We start from the raw sequence: 19801 nt of genomic DNA on the forward strand, positions 1-19801 counted from the left end.
GCGTCTAGGCGGCCGCGCCCCCGATTCCGAGCGGGTCCTGCCACAGGCGGTGGAGAGCGGTCACCGCGGCAGCACGGGACAGGATGCCGTCTCCGGCACGCTGGATGCTGAGCTGCCGACCCGTTCCCCGGAGTCCTTCCGCGATGATCCGCACCGTCCCGGGGTCGGCGGTGAAGGTCTCGCCGGCGAAGACCACCGTCGACGGGTCGACCACGTCGACGGCCAGGGAGACGATGCGGGACAGGAGCCGGGCACGTTCGTCGAGGATCTCCCGCGCCACCGGATTGTGTTCGGCGAGGCTGACGAGATCGGGGACGGAGGAGACGGTGAGTCCCCGGTGGCGTGCGACCGCGAGCACCGCCGTGGATCCCAGGGGATGGCCGTGGCGTGGCGAGAAACTCCCGGAACCGGCGATGTCGTTGAAGGCGGTGGGGGCGGATCCCGTGTGGGGTTGATGGACGGCACTGCCGACGATCCAGGCGTGACCGACAAGTTCGCGCGCGTAGACGTACAGCGTCGACGCCAACGGGTCACGGTCGAGAGACAGGGGGGAACTGGTGAGTTCGGATCCCGCCATGGCACCGACGCCGGTGGAGACGGCGACGGGGACGTCGGTGTCCAGGAAGGAGACGGGGTCCACGTCCTTCCAGCCGTAGGACGGTGAGGTGATGCGACCGCTGTAGTCGACGTGGGCGGAGAAGGCGACACCGAGACTCACGGGGGAGGGGAGGTCGCGGCCCAGTGCGGTGAGGGCGTGGTGGACGGCTTCCATGGCGTCCTCGGGGCTGAGCTCGGTCACCGGCAGCCGCAGCGTCCTGGTACGCAGGGGGCGACCCACGCCGTCGACGGCGACCAGCTGGGTGCTGCGGAGTCCCACGTGGGCTCCGAGGGCGGTGACGTTGCGTCCGTCGGGACGCAGCGTGGACCCCGGACGCCCCACGCCGCCGCCGACCGTGGGGGAGACCTGTTCGACGAGCCCGGAGTCGATGAGGGCGCTGACGTGACGGGTCACGGTGGGTTGTGACATCCCCAGGTCCTCGTGCAGCCGACCCCGGGTGATGCCGGGCGATGTGCGGATCTGGTGCAGGCATCTGGCGGGACCGGTGACGGGGGCGGTGAAGTGCGCGGTCGCGGAGAGGCGGGCTGTGGTCATGGGGTTCAGGGTAATTCAGTTCACGACGAAAAGACAGACAGATCGGTCTATAGATTCACGGCGAACCGAATACTGGTCGCCTCCGCAGACCGGATGGTCTACTCATCCGTCATGACAGACTCACAGAGCATCACACTGCATTGGTTCCTCCCGACCTCCGGCGACTCCAGGGGGATCGTCGGCGGTGGTCACGGAGCGGGGCCGGAACGTGGGGAACGCCCCGCCGACCTCGGTTACCTCACGCAGGTCGCGCAGGCCGCCGAGCGCAACGGCTTTGAGTCCGTCCTGACGCCCACAGGCCGGTGGTGCCAGGACGCGTGGGTCACGACCGCGGCACTCATCGGGGCCACGCGTCGGCTGAAGTTCCTGGTGGCGTTGCGACCGGGTCTCATCGGTCCCACCCTGACCGCCCATCAGGCGCAGACGTTCCAGGACCTCTCGGGGAACCGGCTGCTGCTCAACGTCGTCGTCGGGGGAGAGGACGCCGAACAACGTGCCTTCGGGGACTACACCACCAAGCAGGAGCGCTACGCCATCGCCGACGAGACACTCGCGGTCGCCGACCATCTCTGGCATTCCGGCGAGCCCCTCACGTTTCACGGGAAACACGTCTCCGTCGACGGTGCAGCGCTCAAGACCCTCCCGAAGACGAGTCCGCCGGTGTTCCTCGGCGGGTCCTCCCCGGAAGGGATCGAGGTTGCCGCTAAGAGGGCGGACGTGTACCTCACGTGGGGTGAGCCACCGGCACAGGCGGGGGAGAAGTTCGACCGGGTCCGGGAGCGTGCGGCCGCGTACGGCCGGTCGCTCGGGTACGGGGTGAGGCTCCACGTGATCGCCCGGCCGACCTCCGAGGAGGCGTGGGGTGTTGCGCAGAACATCACCGACGCACTGGATCCGGACAGGGTCGCCGCAGCACAGGCGGGGCTGGCGACCTCACAGTCGGAGGGGCAACGGCGGATGACGGAGCTCCACGGCGCCGGGGCCGCTTTCTCCCCGGGCCAGGACGCTCGGGCACTCGAGGTCGCACCGAACCTGTGGGCGGGTATCGGTCTCGTCCGCGGTGGGGCAGGCACCGCACTCGTCGGCTCCTACGACGAGGTCGCGGCGCGGATCGAGGACTACCGTGCGGTCGGGGCGACCCACTTCGTCCTCTCAGGCATCCCCCACCTCGAGGAGACCTACCAGGTAGGTGAAGGTGTGGTCCCCGCACTGCAGCGACGTGGCGTCACAGTGACGAATGTCGACGCATGACGGGGGTGGGAAAATTACAGAAGGTACCGACGCTGCACAGGCTCCCGCTTCATTTTCTCGTCTTCGCCGGCCTCATCCTGCTGTGGTGGTTGCTCGCACGTTTCACGGGAATCGATCCGGTCCTGCTCCCCGGACCGGGGGAGGTGGGGCGACGCCTCATCGACACCAACCTGTGTACGACGCAGTGCGGAGTCCAGGACTACTTCCTGTGGCAGCACCTGCTCGCGACCCTTGAACGGATCGGCGTGGGCCTGTCGGCAGGAATCGTCGTCGGCGTCCTGCTGGGGTGGTGGCTCGGCACCACCCCGATGGTCCGGAGCCTTGTCGAACCGTACCTGTCCTTCCTCCGCGCGCTTCCCCCGCTGGGGTACATCGGTCTGCTGATCGTGTGGTTCGGCATCGGTGACCAGTCGAAGGTCATCCTGCTCTTCCTCGCCGCCTTCCCGACTGTGGCCGTGGCGACGCTCCTGGGGGTCACGGGTGTGCGCCAGGACTGGATCCGTGCCGCGAGCTCGCTGGGCGCCACGCGGGTCCAGGTCTTCAGGACGGTTCTGCTGCCCGCCGCGCTCCCGGAGATCATCAGCGGTTCACGTGTCGCCGCCGGCCTGTGTTGGTCGGCCATCGTCGCGGCAGAGATGAACGACGGCATTCCGGGGATCGGTGGGCTCGCCTACATCTCCGGGACACAACTGGACACATCCCTCACCATCGCCTGCATCATCGTCATCGGTGTGGCGGCACTCATCGTCGACAAGATTCTTCTGGGTGTCGAAGCCCGGTATTCACCCTGGAGGACCAAACAGTGACACGGTCGAAAATGAGGCCCTGGAAAATGAGGGCCTGGAGAGCGACACCCCGGAAGACAGTGGCCGTGCTCTCGGCCACGGCCGTCGTCTCGGTCGCGGGGTGTGTGGGCCCGCCGGCCAGTGACTGGGGCGACAGGGGAGAGGACGCGGTGTGCCCCGTGAAACCGTCGGAGGCGTCCGGAACGGTGCGCATCGGCTATCTCGGTGGTCCGGCCGCTGACCTCTACACCCAGGCGACGGGGCTGGCGGAGGCCTGTCTGCCGCACGCTGACGTCAGATGGACGCGCTATCCGACCGGCCAGGACATCGTCCAGGGTTTCGCCGCGGGGTCGGTGGACCTGGCCGCCCTGGGCTCCACTCCGACGACGAAGGCCCTCAGTGCCCCTCTGAACCTGGATGTCTCGGTCGTCCAGGCGAACTCGGTGATCGGGACCACCGAGGCGTTGGTGGCGAAGAACGCCCGGTCGATCCAGGACCTCAAGGGTGACCGGATCGCCGTCCCGTTCTCCTCGACGGCGCACTACTCACTTCTCAACGCCCTCATCGATGCAGGGCTCGATCCGGCACGTGACGTCGACATCATCAACATCTCTCCGGACAAGCTGCCTGCCGCGTGGAAGTCGGATCGTGTGGACGCGGCCTACGTGTGGGACCCGACCCTCCAGGAACTGAAGGACGGTACGGGTGGGACGACTCCGGGGACGGTGCTCACCGACTCGGAGGAACAGGCGGAGAACGGCCATGCCACGTACAACGTCACGCTGGCGTCGAACCGGTGGGCGGATGACAACGCCGGAATGCTGCAGACCTGGCTGGACCTCGAGGCCTGGATCGTGGATGAATCAGGGGACGGCGGCTCGGTGGATGACTTCGTCTCCGTGAACGCGACTGCCTCCGGCATGGATGAGGCGGCGGCGGAGCTCCAGGTGAATGGCCAGCAGTTCATCCCGGGGCCACAGCAGGTGGAGTATCTGGGAGACGTCGCGGAGGCGCTGCGGTCGACGGCGGAGTTTCTCGTGGCCCAGGGGGATATTCCCGCAGCAAAGCCGGACTACGCGGACGTCGTCCGTACGGATCTCTGGGAGGATGCGCGATGATTGCACTGAGGAACGTCGGAGAGGTCTACCGTACGCAGTCGGGTGGGGAGGTGGAGGCGCTCCGTGACATCACCCTCGATGTCGGTGACGGCGAGATCGTGTGCCTCGTCGGTCCGTCGGGGTGCGGGAAGTCGACGCTGCTTCGTCTCCTCGCCGGGTTCCTGACGCCGACGTCGGGCACGGTCGAGGTCAACGGCCGGGCTGTGACAGCTCCGGGGACGGACCGCGGCATCGTGTTCCAGCAGCCGACGCTGTTCCCGTGGTACTCGGTGCGGGAGAACATCAGCCTGGCCTACCGGTACTCGGGCCAGGATGTTCACCGGGAGCGTGCCGATGAGTTGATGGGACTGGTCGGTCTCTCGGATGCGTCGGACCGGCTCCCTCACGAGCTGTCCGGCGGCATGCAGCAACGTGTCCAGATCGCACGCGTGCTGGCGGCGGCTCCGGACCACGTGCTCATGGATGAGCCGTTCGGGGCGCTGGACCCGTTCACCCGTGAGCAGCTCCAGGCGGAACTCCTGCGGGTGTGGGCGACGGCCGTTCCGTCTGTCGTCTTCGTGACCCACAGTGTTGAGGAGGCTCTTCTGCTGGGGCACCGGGTGGTGGTCATGGCGGCGGGCCCCGGGCGTGTGCTGGAGGTGGTGGACGTGCCGGCGTCGTTGCGGGCCGATGTGGGGCGGGATGTTCCACGTGAAACCATCCAGGCCCGGCTGCGCGACCTGGCGACGACCGCGGATTTCGTGAATCTCCGTCGGAGTGTGACGGAACTGATCGCTTCGGTCAGTCGCGGGAGTCACGGGCACGGGGAGGTCGAGTAGTCGTCACAGTGACGATATTCGGGATAGCCTTGCCGGCCCTTGCCGGCGGTCGGGGGGTCTATCCGGTGGCGAATATGGGTGAGATACCATAGTAGACAGCTTGGTCTGTATTATATTCACGGTTTCACCTGCGGAGATGCGAATGAGCGAGGGTGCGGCACTTGCGCAATCCCAGACAGAGTGGTCTACTGGTCGTCATGATCACAGCACACACGGACACGACGTCCGCACCCCGCCTTCCCCTGGCCGTCCTGGCAGCAGAGGTCAACGGCCGGATGATGTGTGTGGTCATCGACTCCTTCTTCGACGAGAGTCTCGCGCCCGGTCTGGTGTCGGTACGGATCCCGGCCGGGGAGTCGGCCTGGCAGGAACTCCGGACCGCGCCCCGGCTCGGCATCTCCGTACTCAACGCGCTACAGACCATCGGTGTCGCCGGTATAGGGCAGTCGCTGGTCTCCGACGGGGGAGTGGGTGTCGTCACCGGTGCGGCGGTGCACCTCACCGCACGTCTCTACCAGGAGTTCGACGCGGGCGAACACACCGTGGCCCTCCTGAGCGTCTCGGGTCGCCGGACCGGGGACATCGCCCCGGAACAGCGCGACTACCTGTTTGCCGCGGCCTGAGCCTCGCTGGCCTCGACTTCCTCGGTGAACTCCCGCTTGCTGGCCTGCCACTCGTCCTCGACCATCCCGAGGCGCCAGTAACCGGAGATCGACACGTCCGGCTTCGCGACACCGTTGTCCACGAACAGGAATCGCCGCAGGTGACGAATCATCTCCGCCACACCGTGGATGAACCACCGTGTGTCGCCGGAGGGGACTCCCGCCGCCGTCACCGCGCGGACCAGTTCCGTCCCGTGGGTCGCACCGTTGCGGTCGACCCAGTGGATCGTGGTGCCGGGGTGTGACGGTGCGGGCAGGTGCGCCTCGGCGTCGGCGACCTCGACCCACGCCTCGGCCGTCGCATCCTGCGGCAGTGCCTCGATCCCCGCGAAGATCGCCGGAGCCGCGGCCTCGTCCCCGGCGAAGACGATGTGTGACCCCTCGGGGTGCCATGCGCCACCCGGTCCCATGAAGCCGATCTGGTCTCCCGGACGGGCGGCGTCCGCCCACGGCCCAGCCAGGCCAGTGTCACCGTGGGAGACGAAGTCGATGACGATCGTCTGTGCCTCGGCGTCCCAGGACCGGAGTGTGTATGTGCGGGTCACCGGCCACTGGTCCCGGGGGAGCTCCTCCCGGATCTGTGCCGGGTCGAAGGGCCAGGCGTAGGAGGCACCGTCGGGAGGGAAGAGAAGTTTCACGTAGTGGTCTGTGTGGTTCAGCTGCGTGTAGTCGAGTGACTCGCAGGAGAGGGTGACGCGCACCATGTCACGGGAGATCCGGGACGAGGCGGTGACGGTGGCGGAGTGGGCGGGACGGGCCGGACGGGGCATGGGCAGGCTTTCCTTCTTCATGGGCGTGGTGGTCGCCGCCCATGGTACGCACCTGACCCGGATAGGGGCCATGAAGTGGTAAGATTGCCGGGTCTATACCTAGTCTTCTGGAAGGGACCGCGAGCGAAGTGAGCGACGACAACTACGGCGGCGGCGAGACGCTGTTCGACCGCATCACCCCCATTGACCTCAATGAGGAGATGCGGAACAGCTACATCGACTACGCCATGAGCGTCATCGTGGGCCGTGCGCTGCCTGAGGTCCGTGACGGGCTGAAGCCTGTCCACCGCCGCGTCCTGTACGCGATGTACGACTCGGGCTTCCGTCCGGACCGCAGCTACGTGAAGTCGGCCAAGCCGGTCGCTGAGACGATGGGCAACTACCACCCCCACGGCGACACCGCCATCTACGACACCCTCGTGCGTATGGCGCAGCCGTGGTCGATGCGCTACCCGCTGGTCGACGGGCAGGGGAACTTCGGCTCCCGCGGTAACGACGGGCCTGCCGCGATGCGTTACACGGAGTGCCGTCTGACGCCGCTGGCGCTGGAGATGGTGCGGGACATCCGTGAGAACACCGTCGACTTCTCCCCGAACTACGACGGCAAGACCACCGAACCGGACGTCCTGCCGTCCCGCGTCCCCAACCTGCTGATGAACGGGTCCGGCGGCATCGCCGTCGGTATGGCGACGAACATCCCGCCGCACAACCTCAACGAACTCGCCGACGCCGTGTTCTGGCTGCTGGCGAACCCGGAGGCGGACGAACAGACCGCGTTGGACGAGTGCATGGCGCGCGTGAAGGGACCGGATTTCCCGACCGCCGGCATGATCGTCGGTGACACCGGCATCAAGGACGCCTACACGACCGGTCGTGGCTCGATCCGTATGCGCGGCAAGACGACCATCGAGGAGGAGGGCAACCGGCAGATCATCGTCATCACCGAGCTGCCCTACCAGGTCAACCCGGACAACCTCGTCGCGTCGATCGCCGAGCAGGTCCGTGACGGCAAGATCGCCGGCATCGCCAAGATCGACGACGAGTCGTCCGACCGTGTCGGGATGCGCATCGTGGTCACGCTCAAGCGGGACGCCGTGCCGCGCGTGGTGCTGAACAACCTGTACAAGCACTCCCAGTTGCAGACCAGCTTCGGTGCCAACATGCTCTCCATCGTCGAGGGCGTGCCACGTACCCTGCGTCTCGACCAGATGCTGCGCTTCTACGTGAAGCACCAGATCGAGGTCATCATCCGACGGACGCAGTACCGTCTGGACGAGGCCGAGAAGCGCGCCCACATCTTGCGTGGCCTGGTCAAGGCGCTCGACGCACTGGACGAGGTCATCGCGCTGATCCGTCGTTCGCAGACGGTCGACATCGCCCGGGAGGGACTGCGCGACCTGCTCGACATCGACGATGTGCAGGCGGACGCGATCCTCGCGATGCAGCTGCGCCGTCTGGCAGCCCTGGAACGCCAGAAGATCGTCGACGAACTGGCCGAGATCGAGGAGACCATCGCCGACCTCAAGGACATCCTGGCCTCCCCGGAGCGCCAGCGCACCATCGTGCACGACGAACTGGCCGAGATCGTCGAGAAGTTCGGCGACGAGCGTCGCACCGAGATCGTCGGGGCCACCGGTGACGTCTCCGAGGAAGACCTCATCGCCCGGGAGAACGTGGTCGTCACGATCACCTCCACCGGCTACGCCAAGCGCACCAAGGTCGACTCCTACCGCTCGCAGCGACGTGGTGGCAAGGGTGTGCGTGGAGCCGAGCTGAAGCAGGACGACATCGTCCGTCACTTCTTCGTGTGCTCCACCCATGACATCATCATGTTCTTCACCAACTACGGGCGTGTCTACCGGCTCAAGGCCTACGAGCTGCCCGAGGCCAGCCGTACCGCGCGCGGTCAGCACGTCGCCAACCTGCTGGAGTTCCAGCCCGGGGAGCAGATCGCCCAGGTCATCCAGATCCAGTCCTTCGAGGACGCCCCCTACCTGGTGCTGGCCACCCAACAGGGCCGGGTGAAGAAGTCGCACCTCACCGACTACGAGACCGCGCGTTCCGGTGGCCTGATCGCAATCAACCTCAACGAGGGCGACAAGCTCATCGGCGCCCGTCTGTGCACCGGTGAGGATGACCTCCTCCTCGTCTCCGAGGAGGGCCAGGCACTGCGTTTCACCGCCGACGACGACACGCTGCGTCCCATGGGACGCGCGACGGCCGGTGTGAAGGGCATGCGGTTCAAGGGCGATGACCAGCTGCTGGCGCTCACCGTCGCCGACGACAACTCCTACCTCCTCGTCGCCACCTCCGGTGGCTACGGCAAGCGCACCGCCGTGGAGGAGTACCCGGTGAAGGGTCGCGGGACGCTCGGTGTCATGACCTTCAAGTACGACCCGAAGCGTGGCAAGCTCATCGGCGCCGTGACCGTCGGCCTGGATGACGAGGTCTTCGCCATCACCTCCGCCGGTGGCGTGATCCGCACCCCCGTCAAGCAGATCCGCAGCTCCTCCCGCGCGACCATGGGTGTGCGTCTGGTGGACCTGGCCAAGGGAGTCGAACTTCTCGCCATCGACCGCAACGTCGAGGACGAGGGCGAGGAAGCGGTCAACCAGACGGCGGAGAATTCATGAGGGCTTCGCTCCGGGAGATCGCCCCGCTGAGTGCGTTGAAGATCGGTGCGATCCTCAGCGCCTGCATCTTCATCGCGTGGATGGTCGCTGCAGCGTTGATCTACATCTTCCTGGGGCTCGGCGGAGTCTGGGACCGGATGAACAACCTCCTGGCCGATCTCATCGGTGCCGACCGGATCTCCGCCGGTCTGTACTTCGGTGTCGCCGCCGGAGTCGGACTGCTGGAGTTCGTTGTCGTGACGTTGTTCGCCCCGGTGACGGCGATGCTCTACAACGCGGCGACAGGGCTTGTCGGAGGTCTCCAGATCACCGTCACCCCGGAGACCGTGGACGCGGTGGAGCCTACCGAAAACGCATCCTGAACTGGTGGTTTGTAAGTTCAGGGTGGGATAGGTAAAGTTCTGTCTCGTTCGAGGGCCTATAGCTCAGGCGGTTAGAGCGCTTCGCTGATAACGAAGAGGTCGGAGGTTCAAGTCCTCCTAGGCCCACCAGTAAGACCCCTCGGGGCTGTAGCTCAATTGGTAGAGCATCTGCTTTGCAAGCAGAAGGTCAGGGGTTCGATTCCCCTCAGCTCCACAAGCTCATGGCAGTGGGCCCCCTCCCGACTGGAGGGGGCCCACTGTTGTCATTGGACCGGAGGGGTTCTGTCGTGCGGCGGTTGGTCGGGGTACTACTGGCGGTGACTCTCATCGTCTCCTGCAGCGCGACGGGCGGACCTGGCTCTCACGGTGCCGACGTCGGCACCCACGCTGATGCAGAGTGTGGACGGGGCGACACACGGACGCAGTCCTCCCTGGACAGCGGTGTGGTTGTCACTCCCGACCCCTACGCCTCCGAGATCGCCTGCCGGATCCTCGCAGCAGGCGGTTCGGCCGCGGACGCCGTCGTCGCCGCGCAGTTCACTCTCGGGCTGACTGAGCCCCAGTCGTCCGGGCCGGGAGGCGGGGCAGTCGTGGTCTACTACGACGCGGTCGCGGACGTGGTGGAGACCTGGGATGCGTCGGTGCCCGCAGGCGAGGACGGGACGGACGGGACGGACGGTACGGACGGGGCCTCGCTCACCGGCGTGCCGCAGACCCCGCGGGTGATGACCTCGCTGCACAGTCGGCACGGGAGGCTCGCGCTCGATGACCTGCTCGCCCCGGCGGCGGAACTGGCGGAGGACGGCTTCGACGTGAGCCGGAGACTGGGGCAGGCGATCTCGCGGCGCTCCGATGTCATCGAGGCGCCGTGGCCGGAGCCGCTCGACAGCCCCAGGTTCACCAACCCGCGGTATGCGCAGTACCTGAGGGGTGTCGAGGCCGACGACACCCTGGCACCCGAGGAGCCGTTGTGTGTGGGCTACCGGGGACACGAGGTCTGCGGGTCGGGATCCACCGGCACCGGCATGATGATCGTCGCCGAGACGCTCGGCATCCTCGACAGGATCCCGTTGGACGACGACGGGGACGGTGAGACCGGCGACCCGACGCATGTGGTCACCGAGGCTGAGCGGCTGGCCCTGGCCAATGCACACACCTGGATGCAGGATCCGGCCGTCGACCCGGAGCTGTCCCGGGAGTACGTGACGTCCCTGGTCACCGACACCGGTCACCATGCCCGGCAGGCGGCACGCATCGACCCGTCTGCGACGCTCGGCGACATCGAGCCTGACCCGTTGACCGCCGGCCCCGGACGTTACGGGTCGACCCGGCAGAAGGGGACGAGTCAGATCACCGTGCGGGACCGCGACGGTAGCGCGGCCAGTGTGACGAGCACACTGCACCAGCATTTCGGCACGGGGGAGACCGTCGACGGCTACTTCCTCAACAACTCGCTGGAGAACTTCAGCCCGGCGTCGAAGATGGTCAACGTACGGCGTCCGGGGGCGCGCCCGAAGACGGCGATGAGCCCGGTGATCGTCCTGCGGGACGGGGCTCCGGTCATCGCGGTGGGCAGTCCGGGCGGCGGGCACATTCCGTCCTTCGTCATCAAGACCCTCGTGGGGATCATCGATCTCGGTCTGAGTGCGGCGGATGCGGTGGAGGCGGACAACTACGGGGCGACGGGCCGGCGCAGCACCTATGTCGAGGGGGACGGTTCGGGGACGAACAGCGCACTGAGTGTGATCCGGGTCGACGGTGGGGTGCAGGGTGCCGCCGACCGGCGTGCGGACGGCGCAGCACGCACGACCGGGCCATAGCCGGCGGTTATGGCGTCCCGAGTGGGACGTGACATCCGGAGCGCTCAGGTGGCACGGTAACTGAGCCTAGGCTAACGTGACGCTCGAAATCGCGACGACCTGCGGTTTCATCGACTCCGTCACCAAAGGAAACCGTGATGCTCTCTTCCCTGGCCCTGTCAACGGCCACCGCTGCTGTCGGGATGGCTGCCTTCCGACGTAAAGAAGTCCGCCACCGCCGACGGATGGGCGACCTGAGCGTGAACGTGCACGTCAACGGTATCAGGGGGAAGTCCACCGTGACCCGCATGCTCGGCGGGGTGCTCCGTGAGTCAGGAGTGTCCACGATCGCGAAGACGACCGGCACCTACGCCTGCGTCATCGACCCGGACGCCGGCGAACACCCCATCCTGCGTACCGGACCGGCGGACATCGCCGAACAGTACCGTTTCCTCGCGGAATGGTTGGACGGCGGTGTGGAGGCGCTCGTGGTGGAGTGCATGGCCGTGAAGCCGAGGTACCAGGCCCTGTGCCAGGACGTGATCCTGCGGTCCCCGGTGTCGGTGATCACGAACGTCCGCCTGGACCACCAGGACGAGATGGGGCACACCCTCGGCGACATCACCAGGTCACTGTGCAACACCGTCCCGACGGGTGGGGTCCTGGTGACCGGGGAGCGGGACCCGGAGCTGCTCGCGATCATGCGGGAACACTGCGGGCGGCGGGGGAGCCGACTCGTCGTGGCTGAGGAGAACGCCAGGTCCCGCAACCTGGTGAGCCTGTTCCCCTACCGGCAGTTCGAGGAGAACGTCGCCGTCGTCCTGGCGGTGGCCGGGGAACTGGGCATCGACGAGGCTACGGCTGTACGTGGCATGCTCACCGCCGCCCCGGACCCGGGGACGACCCGGGTGACCAGGGTCGGTGACGGCCGGACGGCCCCGTTCTACTGGGTCCCCATGTTCGCGGTGAACGACTGGGAGTCCACGGTCCGGATCTTCCACGACGTGACCGCGGAGTTGCCGACCTGCCGTCGGGTGGTGGCGCTGAACAACCGTTCCGACCGTACCGACCGTGCGGCTATGTTCGTCGACCTGGTTGCCCGGGAGCTGATCGACGAGGTCGACCGTATCGTCCTCTTCGGTGACATTCAGGAGGTCGTGCGGCAGAAGCTGCTCGGCGCCGGCGTCCCGGCCGGGATGATCGCACTCACGCAGGACATCGAGGACGGGCAGGCTCTCGTGGACCGTGCCCGTGCCGGTTTCGACGGTGAGGTCGCCATCTTCGGCATGGTCAACATCCACACCGACCACGTCACCGCCATGGAGGGCTACGTCAGCTCCCTGGTCGAGCAGGACCGCGAGGTGGCGGCAGCATGACCCACCAGCACATCGGATCACCGGAGTTCGTCACCGACCTGGTCCACGTGACCTTCCTGACGGGTCTCGTCGTCAGTTACCTCTTCTTCCGACGGCGGCAGATCTCCGTCGGTGGTTCACTCGCCGTCGGTTACCTGGCGTCGTCGTTGTACATGCCGGTCAACGTGGTGGCGACGCTGCTCGTGGCGGCGGCCGGGTACGCCCTCATCCGGTTCGTCGTGCTCAAACTCTTCCTGCCGACTCCGCGCCAGATCTTCGCGATCGGCCTGGCGGTCGGTGTCCTGGGCGGCGGCGCGTGGTTCGCGGTGTCGTCCCACCTGTCCGAGACACCGGGCCGGAGCCTGGCGCTCGTCGGCGTGATCGTGCCCGGGATGCTGTGCAACTCACTGATCAAGCAGGGTGTGGCGCGCACTCTCGTGCCCCTGGCGTGGATGCTGCCGGTGGTCGGGGTCGTCGGTTTGGCGGTGACGATGCTGACCACGGTGATCCTGCCGCTGTCCCTGGCCCACTGGTTCACCGAGACGGACCTGCTGCCGCAGATCGTCCTGCTCAGTGCGCTGTCGGTACTGTTCGCCGTGGTGGTGCAGGAGGGGACCGCGCGGTCATGGAAACTGCGGACGGGCGGCTACGTCACCGCCGGTGTGATCGTCTCGGCGCTGACTGATTTGCACTACATCGTGGTGCTCGCCGTGGTGACCCTGGTGCTGGTCGTCTTCCACACGGTCTACTCCCGGCGGGTGCCGTTGTTCGGGAAGGACAGGTTCTTCCTGTTGTGTGCGCAGTCCTTCGTGGTGGTCATGGCGGTCGAGTTCCTCGCGGCGGGGGTGTGGGGAGTGAGTTTCGGCGGCCCGCAGAATGTGGTGTTCTGTGTTCTGCCGGCCATCATCAGCAATGACGTGGTTCAGTACGGGTGGCGACGGACGTCGGCCGGCATGGGGATCTCACTCACCGGTTGCGTGGCGGTGGCGCTCCCGGTGATGGCCTGGGCCTGAGCGGCTACCGCCGCTGCATGGACCACACGGTGGGGCCCCGGCCGCGGGTCTCCGCGTGGGTGGTGAAGCCGTGACGGAGGTAGAGGTCCACATTGCGCGGTTCGGACGTCTCGAGGTGGACAGGCGTCCTGTGCCCGGTGGTTGTGTCGAGGGTCTGGAGCGCGTGGGTGATCAGCGCGGTGCCGAGCCCCGCGCCCTGGGTATCGGGGTGGACGCCGAGGGTGGCGAGTTCCCAGCTCCCCGGGACGGGCGATGCAGGGAGGGAGTACTCGCTGTCGTTCGCCGGGGCGTCGCCGGCGGTCGTCTGGATTAACTCCCAGACCTCGGTGGGCACGTGGACGGGGGCGCTGGGGGAGGTGAGCGCGATGACCCCGGTGAGGTCGTCGTTGACGACGACGAGGCCGTGGGGCATCGCGATGTGCTCGAGGCACAGCAGTTGGATGTCGCGGATCCGGTCGAGGTGTCTGTCCGGGGCGACGGTCCAGGTTGTCCAGGCGTAGTCGGCGAATGCGCGAGCGAGTGTGTCGGCTGCTGCGGGAAGGTCGCCAACGGTGGCCGTTCGCAGGTGGGGCATGTGGTTCAGACTACAGGGGAGTGTCGCACCCACGGCTAGGCGAATCTGATGCACCGGGTGTACGATCTTCTGTGTTGTCTCCACGGAGACTTCGGGGCTATAGCTCAGTTGGTAGAGCGTCGCGTTCGCAATGCGAAGGTCTGGGGTTCGATTCCCCATAGCTCCACTATCATGAATCCCGCTGGTCGCAATGACCAGCGGGATCTTCACGTCTACCGCGGCTTCACAGCTCCGTGCCCTTGGTGTCCTGGCAGTTCCAGGTTGTTCCGCAGAAAACGGGGAAGCTCTCGGCCGGTGCTACTGCCCGCTCTGGATATCAGCGTCCCAGTTACCTCCGTCATCCTGCATCCAGGCGATCGTGCCGTTCTCGAACTGCTGGGTCCAGCCCTGCATCGCGTCCCCTGACTCCGGACCGGTGGGCAGGCCGATTTCATTGTCCAGGCCGCCGTCGTCGGTCCACGTCTCACCGATCTTCCCGATGAGGGGGATGACGTCCCCATCGGCGTTCTCTACGGCCCAGCCGTTCTCGAACGTCGCAAGGGTTGCGCCGTCCGAACTTTCAACGTCCGTCACGGCACCCCAGTCGCCGTGTTCCCCGCCAGCCTCGTCATATGCGCTCTGCAGGCCTTCGGGGAGTTCGGTGTTGCTGTCTCCTTCTGCTTCGGATTCTGATGCGTCTGACGTGGTGGCGGCCCCGTCAGCGGCCTCCGTTGAGGTGCTGCCGCTCTCTACGGTCGCGCTTGTCTCGGAAGCTGTGTCCGATGAGTCGTCGTCACTGCAGGCTGCTGTACCGAGAACGAGAGTGCCTGCGGCAATGACCGTGGCTGTGCGCTTGAGATTGATCCTCATAGGGGAACTGCCTTTCGTGTCAAATCGCGGAAGGATGATCCTCCACCGTTCTACATCACATGCCGGCTCGTTGCAGGACTCTTCGACTTCAACATGGCGGGCTGGGGCACCCCGAAGGGTGGCAGACGGGGCAGATGGGTACCCCCGGCCGTATGGATAATTCACCGTATGAATTACTGGACCGTTAGATTCTTCTTAGACGTGCCACCACCACACACGTAACCACCACAAGGAGATCCAGTGACTGACCGGAAGCTTGCCACAGTGGCCGTGGTCGCTGCGCTCGCCCTCGCCACGGCATCCTGTGGTGGGGAATCCGAGGCGGAGGACGCCCCGAAAGTACCGGCCGTGACGAGCTGCATCACTCCGGTAGCTCCCCACTCGACGATGTCGACGCCAGCGTCATCGTCGGTGCCTCCATCGGTGACGGAGACTGAACCTCGTCCGTAACCGGCTCATAGGAAGATTTTCAGGATTCCCCCGTACCTGAAGAAACTTTCACCTAGTGTAATTCCCGTCACCGCGTCACCGGGCGCTCACACTACGGAAAGGTCACCCATGGAATCTCTCATCACGCTCATCGAGTCGCTCGTCGACTTCGGCTCCTCCGCCCTTGATCTCGGATCGTCCGTGCTCTCCGGGGACGGCTCGCTCGCTGTCGGCTCCGGCGTCCTCGACCTCGGTTCCTCCGCTGCCGAGCTCAGTGGTGCCGGCTCCGCTGTCGTCCAGGGGAGCTGACCGGGGGTAGCCGCAACGTTCCTGTTGCACGAGGGGAAGGGTTGCCTAAGATAGTGGCCGTACAGCGCCCGCTGGCACCCCTCTCACGACGAAAGGTCCACCATGGATGCTCTCATCGAACCCCTCATCAACTTCCTGACCTCGGCCGTCGGCCTCGGGTCGTCCGTCGCCACCGGAAACCCGGTCGGCATCGGGTCGTCCACCCTGGAGCTCGGCTCCTCGGCCATCGACCTCAGTAGTGCCGGGTCGTCCGTCCTGAACGGGGCCGACGGGGCTGGCGCGGTCGAGGGCGCGGCGAACTAGGCCGCGCTGGCCTGGATCATGCCTCGACGGGGTGCGTCTGCCCCGCCTGCCCCGCCAGTCGCGACGTGAACCGGCGGTACCGCACGGAGGCCACACCGACCATGGCGAGGCCGATCACGACCCAGGCGAGAAGGACCCACACGGAGTGGGCGATTCCGGCGCCGTCGAAGAACGCCACCGAGCGGGTGGCGTTACCGGCGGCGCCGATCGGCAGGTACTGACCGATCGCTCCCCACGGAGACGGGAGCCACTGCCAGCCGGTGGCGATGCCGGACAGGGGGTTGGACACGAAGAGCGTCAGTACCGCGCCGATCCCGAGGCCGGGGAAGCCGATGAGTGACTCGAGGCCGAGGACGAACAGCGACGTCCCGGCGATGCCGAGTGCGAGTACCCCGGCAGTCTCCCAGTAGTTGCCGTCGAACGTGCCGAACCCGAACTGCAGGATCGCACCGACAGCCAGGCCGGCGAGTACGGAGAACACCAGGGATCCGATGATCCGCAGGCCGTAGCGTTTCTTCATCGTCATCGACAGCACCGCCGCCGAGACCATGCCACCGAACGCCAGCGGCAGTGCCAGGGCACTGAGGCCACCGGCGTTCGGGTCGTCCGGCGTGGTCGGGGCCACGTCCTCGACGGTCGCGTCCATCCTCTCGGCGACACCGGCGAGGACCTGGGTGTACGGCTGACCCGCGCCGGAGGCGGTGTAGACGGTGGCGCCCTCCGGGGTCACGGTGACCGCACCGACGGCGTCACGGTCCAGGACGGCGTCGCGTGCGTCGGACGGGTTGTCGTAGGTGGTGACGTCGAAGTTCTCGCTGAGTTGGGCGACCACCGGGTCTGGGGCGGTGACGGCGACGGGGATGTCCTCGGGCCCGGAGTTCATCTGGGGTGAGAGGAAGGCCAGCAGCATCAGGGAGACGGCCGCGGTGAGGCCGAGGATGATGCCGCCGAGCTTGACGGGGGTCTTCATGTGCTTCTCCTGCGTGATAGCGTAAGTGGAACAACTCGCTCCGTTTTTGTGGAGCGTAATCCTCCGGTTACCGAGATGCAAGAGGAGAGCCCATGCGTGCCGATGCACGGGAGAAGAAGGCCGCACTGATCACCGCCGCCTGGAACCTGTTCGCCCTGGACGGCCCGGACGTGCCGCTGCGGACCGTCGCCGCGGAGGCCGGTGTCGGCATCGGCACGCTCTACCGTCATTTCCCGACCCGCGACGACCTGGTCATCGGGCTGATCGAGGATCTGGCTGACCGCCTCTTCGACATTATCCACAGGCATGTGGACAGTTGGGACGGATCAAGGGAGGGGTGGCGGGCTTTCGTCCACGAGATCGCCGCCATCAAGATCGCCGCCCTCGCCGAACGCACCATCGCCGTGACACCGTTCGACGGCCGGGTCTGGACGGAGACGGAACCACTGCGGGAGCAGTTCCTCGCCGCCTACCGGACGATCCTGGATCTCGCGGCGGAGTCGGGGTTCGTGGAGCCGGGACTGTCGCAGTGGCGCTTCCACCTCGGCCTGGCCGCCGTGTCCCGCCCCATGCCGGAGAAGGCCGAACATTTCGCCCCGGGACAGGCGGGGTGGCTGATCGACACCTACATCACGGGACTCGCGGGTAGTTGCGCACCGCGCGACTGATGTCCCGCTCTGCGGTGGCGCTGACCGGCCGGAACGGCTTGACCCCGGCCGAGGACCAGGTCGCGATGAATTTCCCGCCGCGCACCACCGTCCGGCGGAACACCCCACGGTTCCCCGGGGCGACCTGCTCGTGGTGGATGGAGGACATGAACGACAGCCGGTCGCGGTAGCCCAGCACGATCTCGTCGAAGGCCGGCAGCGCGAAGGTCCCGTGCGCACGACGTTCCACGGCAGCCACCTCCTCGTACAGGCCGGGACGGTGGTGCCGCCCGTCGGTGGTCTCCACCTCGTCGGCGATCTCGGCGAAGGCCTCCGTCACCGTCCGCTGCGGCAGTTTCGTCCACCACGCGAAATCACGCAGGTCGGCCGGGCCGTGACCGGTGAGGTACCGCAGCAGCAGTTCTGCGGCAGGTGAGCGGTCCCCGGTGAAGGGCACCGGTGTGGCGGGGACGATGAGCTGGTCGTTACCGGCGAAGGGGCCGTAGACCGCCGTGCCGTGCAGCATCATGTCGCGGATCATCAGGTAGCGGAAACCGGTGTCCGCCGGGAACCCGTGGCGGGCCCACAGCTCACCGAGAGCCTTGCGGGTCAGGCCCGGGGAGTTGAGGAAGACATCGTGGGCGCGGGTCACCTCGGACCGGGTGAGTCCGTCCTTCTCCCAGCGGCGGGCGGACTCCCGACGTTGCTGCCCGGCGCACAGCTCGGTGATCCACCCGACGTCGCGGGCGGACATCGCGAAGACGGTCGAGCGCATCGGGTAGCCACGGACGAGGTCCCCGGCGGTGAAGGCGTTGCGCACGTCTGCGACGCCTGTCCCCGACGGCAGCCGCAGGGCGAGGGACGCCGTCACCCCGGTGAGGTCCTGGCCCTGCATCGGACCCATGGCCTCGAGGAGGTCGACGGGCGTGTCGGCGGGCGTGAGCAGCCGTTGCGCGACCAGCCGTGCCTCGACGAGCGAGCGCATCTAGACGGCGCGTGCCATCCGGTCGGCGATGAAGGTCGACCCCTTCAGCGACGGGTGGATCATCATGTTGTAGTTCGGGGTGGTGGTGTCCAGGATGCCGGCGACGTACCGGTTCTGGTCGGGCGAGCAGGTCGCGTTGCCGGCCGTCTCGGTCTTCAGGTCCACGAAGGACGCGCCGATCTGACGGGCCGCCTCCTGCTGGTTGCCGCGCAGCCAGATCTCCACGTCGCTGAGCACCGGGATCGGCAGGCCGGCGGGGAAGTTGGGGACGACGTTGGCGAAGCAGAACATGCCGTTCGAGGTGATGGCCATCTGTCCGGCCATGACGATCTTCGCGCCCGGAGCGGCCGAACGGACCTTCGCGGCCGCGGCGCGGACGTCGGCGAGGTAACGGTTGCGCACGTCACCGGGGTTCAGGAAGTCTGCGCCGTTGTCGGTGCCGCCGGGGCCGAAGTTGTTCATGCCGTAGTTCAGCACGACGGTCCGGGTGCCGCGGTGGATGTCGCCGGCGTTGACGGCGCGGTCGATGCGTCCCAGCGCACTGTGGGAGGTCATTCCCGAGCACGACCAGTCGTTGACGGCGACGTTGTGGCGCTGCTGCATCAGCCGCGGCCAGTTGTTCGGTGCCTGCAGGCAGTTGCCGGTGACCGGGTAGTTGTCCGGGACGAAGCCGTCGATGCCGCGCAGGGTGTTGTAGTACTGGTCCGGGTTGGCCGCGTAGGAGTCGCCCATGATGACGACGTTGCCCGCCGGGGCCGCCGAGGCCGCGGGGGCGGCGACGAGTGAGCCGAGGCCCACGGACAATGCGCTGGCCAGGACCAGGGCGCCGGCCCGGACACGGTGCGCGAATCGGTTGCGGTGGGTTGTGCTCACGTCGTTGGTCCTCTCGAAACCCGGGGCCGGGGATCAGCCGCGCCGGTATGTAACAGTCTGAAACAGTCTAAGGGGTCCCAACGCTCCGGCGGGCCTTCTTGTTACTTTTGCCTCTGAGATCACCGGCCGGCGTGGAAGAATCA

The 19801-nt window shown here is 66.9% G+C and carries 20 protein-coding genes and 3 tRNA genes; 16 read left to right on the plus strand and 7 right to left on the minus strand.

Annotation, left to right across the window (positions count from 1 at the left end):
• Positions 1-4 precede the first annotated feature (4 nt).
• Complete coding sequence (locus PQI66_RS11730; RefSeq protein ID WP_339998504.1) at positions 5-1153, minus strand: ROK family transcriptional regulator; 1149 nt, start codon at positions 1151-1153, stop codon at positions 5-7.
• A 111-nt stretch (positions 1154-1264) separates the two neighbouring features.
• On the opposite strand from PQI66_RS11730, the gene PQI66_RS11735 reads away from it, so the two are divergent.
• From PQI66_RS11735 to PQI66_RS11755, 5 genes are all read left to right on the plus strand, one after another.
• Entirely contained in the window at positions 1265-2404 is a 1140-nt protein-coding gene (locus PQI66_RS11735) for an LLM class flavin-dependent oxidoreductase (RefSeq protein WP_339998505.1), read from the plus strand.
• A 5-nt stretch (positions 2405-2409) separates the two neighbouring features.
• The gene (locus tag PQI66_RS11740) at positions 2410-3210 is read left to right on the plus strand and encodes an ABC transporter permease (protein WP_339998507.1); all 801 of its coding nucleotides are present in this window, start codon (positions 2410-2412) and stop codon (positions 3208-3210) included.
• Between the two features lie 26 nt (positions 3211-3236).
• A complete protein-coding gene (locus PQI66_RS11745) occupies positions 3237-4307 on the plus strand; it encodes a taurine ABC transporter substrate-binding protein (RefSeq protein WP_339998508.1) in 1071 nt (356 codons plus the stop codon).
• The gene (locus PQI66_RS11750) at positions 4304-5125 is read left to right on the plus strand and encodes an ABC transporter ATP-binding protein (RefSeq protein WP_339998510.1); all 822 of its coding nucleotides are present in this window, start codon (positions 4304-4306) and stop codon (positions 5123-5125) included. Before PQI66_RS11745 ends, PQI66_RS11750 begins: the two co-directional genes overlap by 4 nt.
• A gap of 197 nt (positions 5126-5322) precedes the next feature.
• Positions 5323-5748 (plus strand): flavin reductase family protein, encoded by a 426-nt coding sequence (locus PQI66_RS11755; RefSeq protein WP_339998511.1) that lies wholly within the window; start codon positions 5323-5325, stop codon positions 5746-5748.
• Here PQI66_RS11755 and PQI66_RS11760 read toward each other — a convergent pair.
• Positions 5727-6578 carry a siderophore-interacting protein gene (locus PQI66_RS11760; protein WP_339998512.1) on the minus strand — a complete coding sequence of 284 codons (852 nt, stop codon included), beginning with the start codon at positions 6576-6578 and terminating at the stop codon, positions 5727-5729. The genes PQI66_RS11755 and PQI66_RS11760 overlap by 22 nt on opposite strands.
• A 107-nt stretch (positions 6579-6685) precedes the next feature.
• Here PQI66_RS11760 and gyrA point away from each other — a divergent pair, with 107 nt between their 5' ends.
• From gyrA to PQI66_RS11795, 7 genes are all read left to right on the plus strand, one after another.
• On the plus strand, positions 6686-9190 hold the full coding sequence (gene gyrA / locus PQI66_RS11765) for a DNA gyrase subunit A (protein WP_339998514.1): 2505 nt from the start codon (positions 6686-6688) through the stop codon (positions 9188-9190).
• On the plus strand, positions 9187-9552 hold the full coding sequence (locus tag PQI66_RS11770; protein ID WP_339998515.1) for a DUF3566 domain-containing protein: 366 nt from the start codon (positions 9187-9189) through the stop codon (positions 9550-9552). Before gyrA ends, PQI66_RS11770 begins: the two co-directional genes overlap by 4 nt.
• Before the next feature lie 52 nt (positions 9553-9604).
• A tRNA-Ile gene (locus tag PQI66_RS11775) sits at positions 9605-9681 on the plus strand.
• Positions 9682-9693: 12 nt separating this feature from the next.
• Positions 9694-9766 (plus strand) — tRNA-Ala (locus PQI66_RS11780).
• A gap of 229 nt (positions 9767-9995) precedes the next feature.
• Positions 9996-11372, plus strand: a complete 1377-nt coding sequence (locus PQI66_RS11785; RefSeq protein ID WP_339998516.1) for a gamma-glutamyltransferase — start codon at positions 9996-9998, stop codon at positions 11370-11372.
• A gap of 137 nt (positions 11373-11509) precedes the next feature.
• Positions 11510-12727 carry a poly-gamma-glutamate synthase PgsB gene (pgsB, locus tag PQI66_RS11790; protein WP_339998517.1) on the plus strand — a complete coding sequence of 406 codons (1218 nt, stop codon included), beginning with the start codon at positions 11510-11512 and terminating at the stop codon, positions 12725-12727.
• Positions 12724-13719, plus strand: coding sequence for a poly-gamma-glutamate biosynthesis protein PgsC/CapC (locus tag PQI66_RS11795; protein WP_339998518.1), 996 nt, complete (start codon positions 12724-12726; stop codon positions 13717-13719). Before pgsB ends, PQI66_RS11795 begins: the two co-directional genes overlap by 4 nt.
• A gap of 4 nt (positions 13720-13723) precedes the next feature.
• Here the strand turns inward: PQI66_RS11795 and PQI66_RS11800 are convergent, their stop codons facing one another.
• Complete coding sequence (locus tag PQI66_RS11800; protein WP_339998519.1) at positions 13724-14293, minus strand: GNAT family N-acetyltransferase; 570 nt, start codon at positions 14291-14293, stop codon at positions 13724-13726.
• Positions 14294-14386: 93 nt separating this feature from the next.
• On the opposite strand from PQI66_RS11800, the gene PQI66_RS11805 reads away from it, so the two are divergent.
• Positions 14387-14459, plus strand: a tRNA-Ala gene (locus PQI66_RS11805).
• A gap of 131 nt (positions 14460-14590) precedes the next feature.
• Here the strand turns inward: PQI66_RS11805 and PQI66_RS11810 are convergent.
• The gene (locus PQI66_RS11810; RefSeq protein WP_339998520.1) at positions 14591-15142 is read right to left on the minus strand and encodes an LGFP repeat-containing protein; all 552 of its coding nucleotides are present in this window, start codon (positions 15140-15142) and stop codon (positions 14591-14593) included.
• A gap of 558 nt (positions 15143-15700) precedes the next feature.
• Between PQI66_RS11810 and PQI66_RS11815 the strand changes: the two genes are divergently transcribed.
• Both PQI66_RS11815 and PQI66_RS11820 read left to right on the plus strand, forming a co-directional pair.
• Complete coding sequence (locus tag PQI66_RS11815) at positions 15701-15880, plus strand: hypothetical protein (RefSeq protein ID WP_339998521.1); 180 nt, start codon at positions 15701-15703, stop codon at positions 15878-15880.
• 102 nt (positions 15881-15982) lie between these two features.
• Complete coding sequence (locus PQI66_RS11820) at positions 15983-16183, plus strand: hypothetical protein (RefSeq protein WP_339998523.1); 201 nt, start codon at positions 15983-15985, stop codon at positions 16181-16183.
• A gap of 16 nt (positions 16184-16199) precedes the next feature.
• Here PQI66_RS11820 and PQI66_RS11825 read toward each other — a convergent pair whose 3' ends face one another.
• A complete protein-coding gene (locus PQI66_RS11825) occupies positions 16200-17153 on the minus strand; it encodes an ABC transporter permease (protein WP_339998525.1) in 954 nt (317 codons plus the stop codon).
• Positions 17154-17245: 92 nt separating this feature from the next.
• On the opposite strand from PQI66_RS11825, the gene PQI66_RS11830 reads away from it, so the two are divergent.
• Complete coding sequence (locus PQI66_RS11830) at positions 17246-17821, plus strand: TetR/AcrR family transcriptional regulator (RefSeq protein ID WP_339998527.1); 576 nt, start codon at positions 17246-17248, stop codon at positions 17819-17821.
• Here the strand turns inward: PQI66_RS11830 and PQI66_RS11835 are convergent.
• Together PQI66_RS11835 and PQI66_RS11840 are read right to left on the minus strand one after the other, a co-directional pair.
• Positions 17784-18785 carry a DNA glycosylase AlkZ-like family protein gene (locus PQI66_RS11835; protein ID WP_339998528.1) on the minus strand — a complete coding sequence of 334 codons (1002 nt, stop codon included), beginning with the start codon at positions 18783-18785 and terminating at the stop codon, positions 17784-17786. The genes PQI66_RS11830 and PQI66_RS11835 overlap by 38 nt on opposite strands.
• Entirely contained in the window at positions 18786-19658 is an 873-nt protein-coding gene (locus PQI66_RS11840) for an SGNH/GDSL hydrolase family protein (RefSeq protein ID WP_339998529.1), read from the minus strand.
• Between the last annotated feature and the right edge of the window lie 143 nt (positions 19659-19801).

Source organism: Corynebacterium sp. USCH3 (assembly GCF_037619475.1).
Classification (GTDB): Bacteria; Actinomycetota; Actinomycetes; order Mycobacteriales; family Mycobacteriaceae; genus Corynebacterium.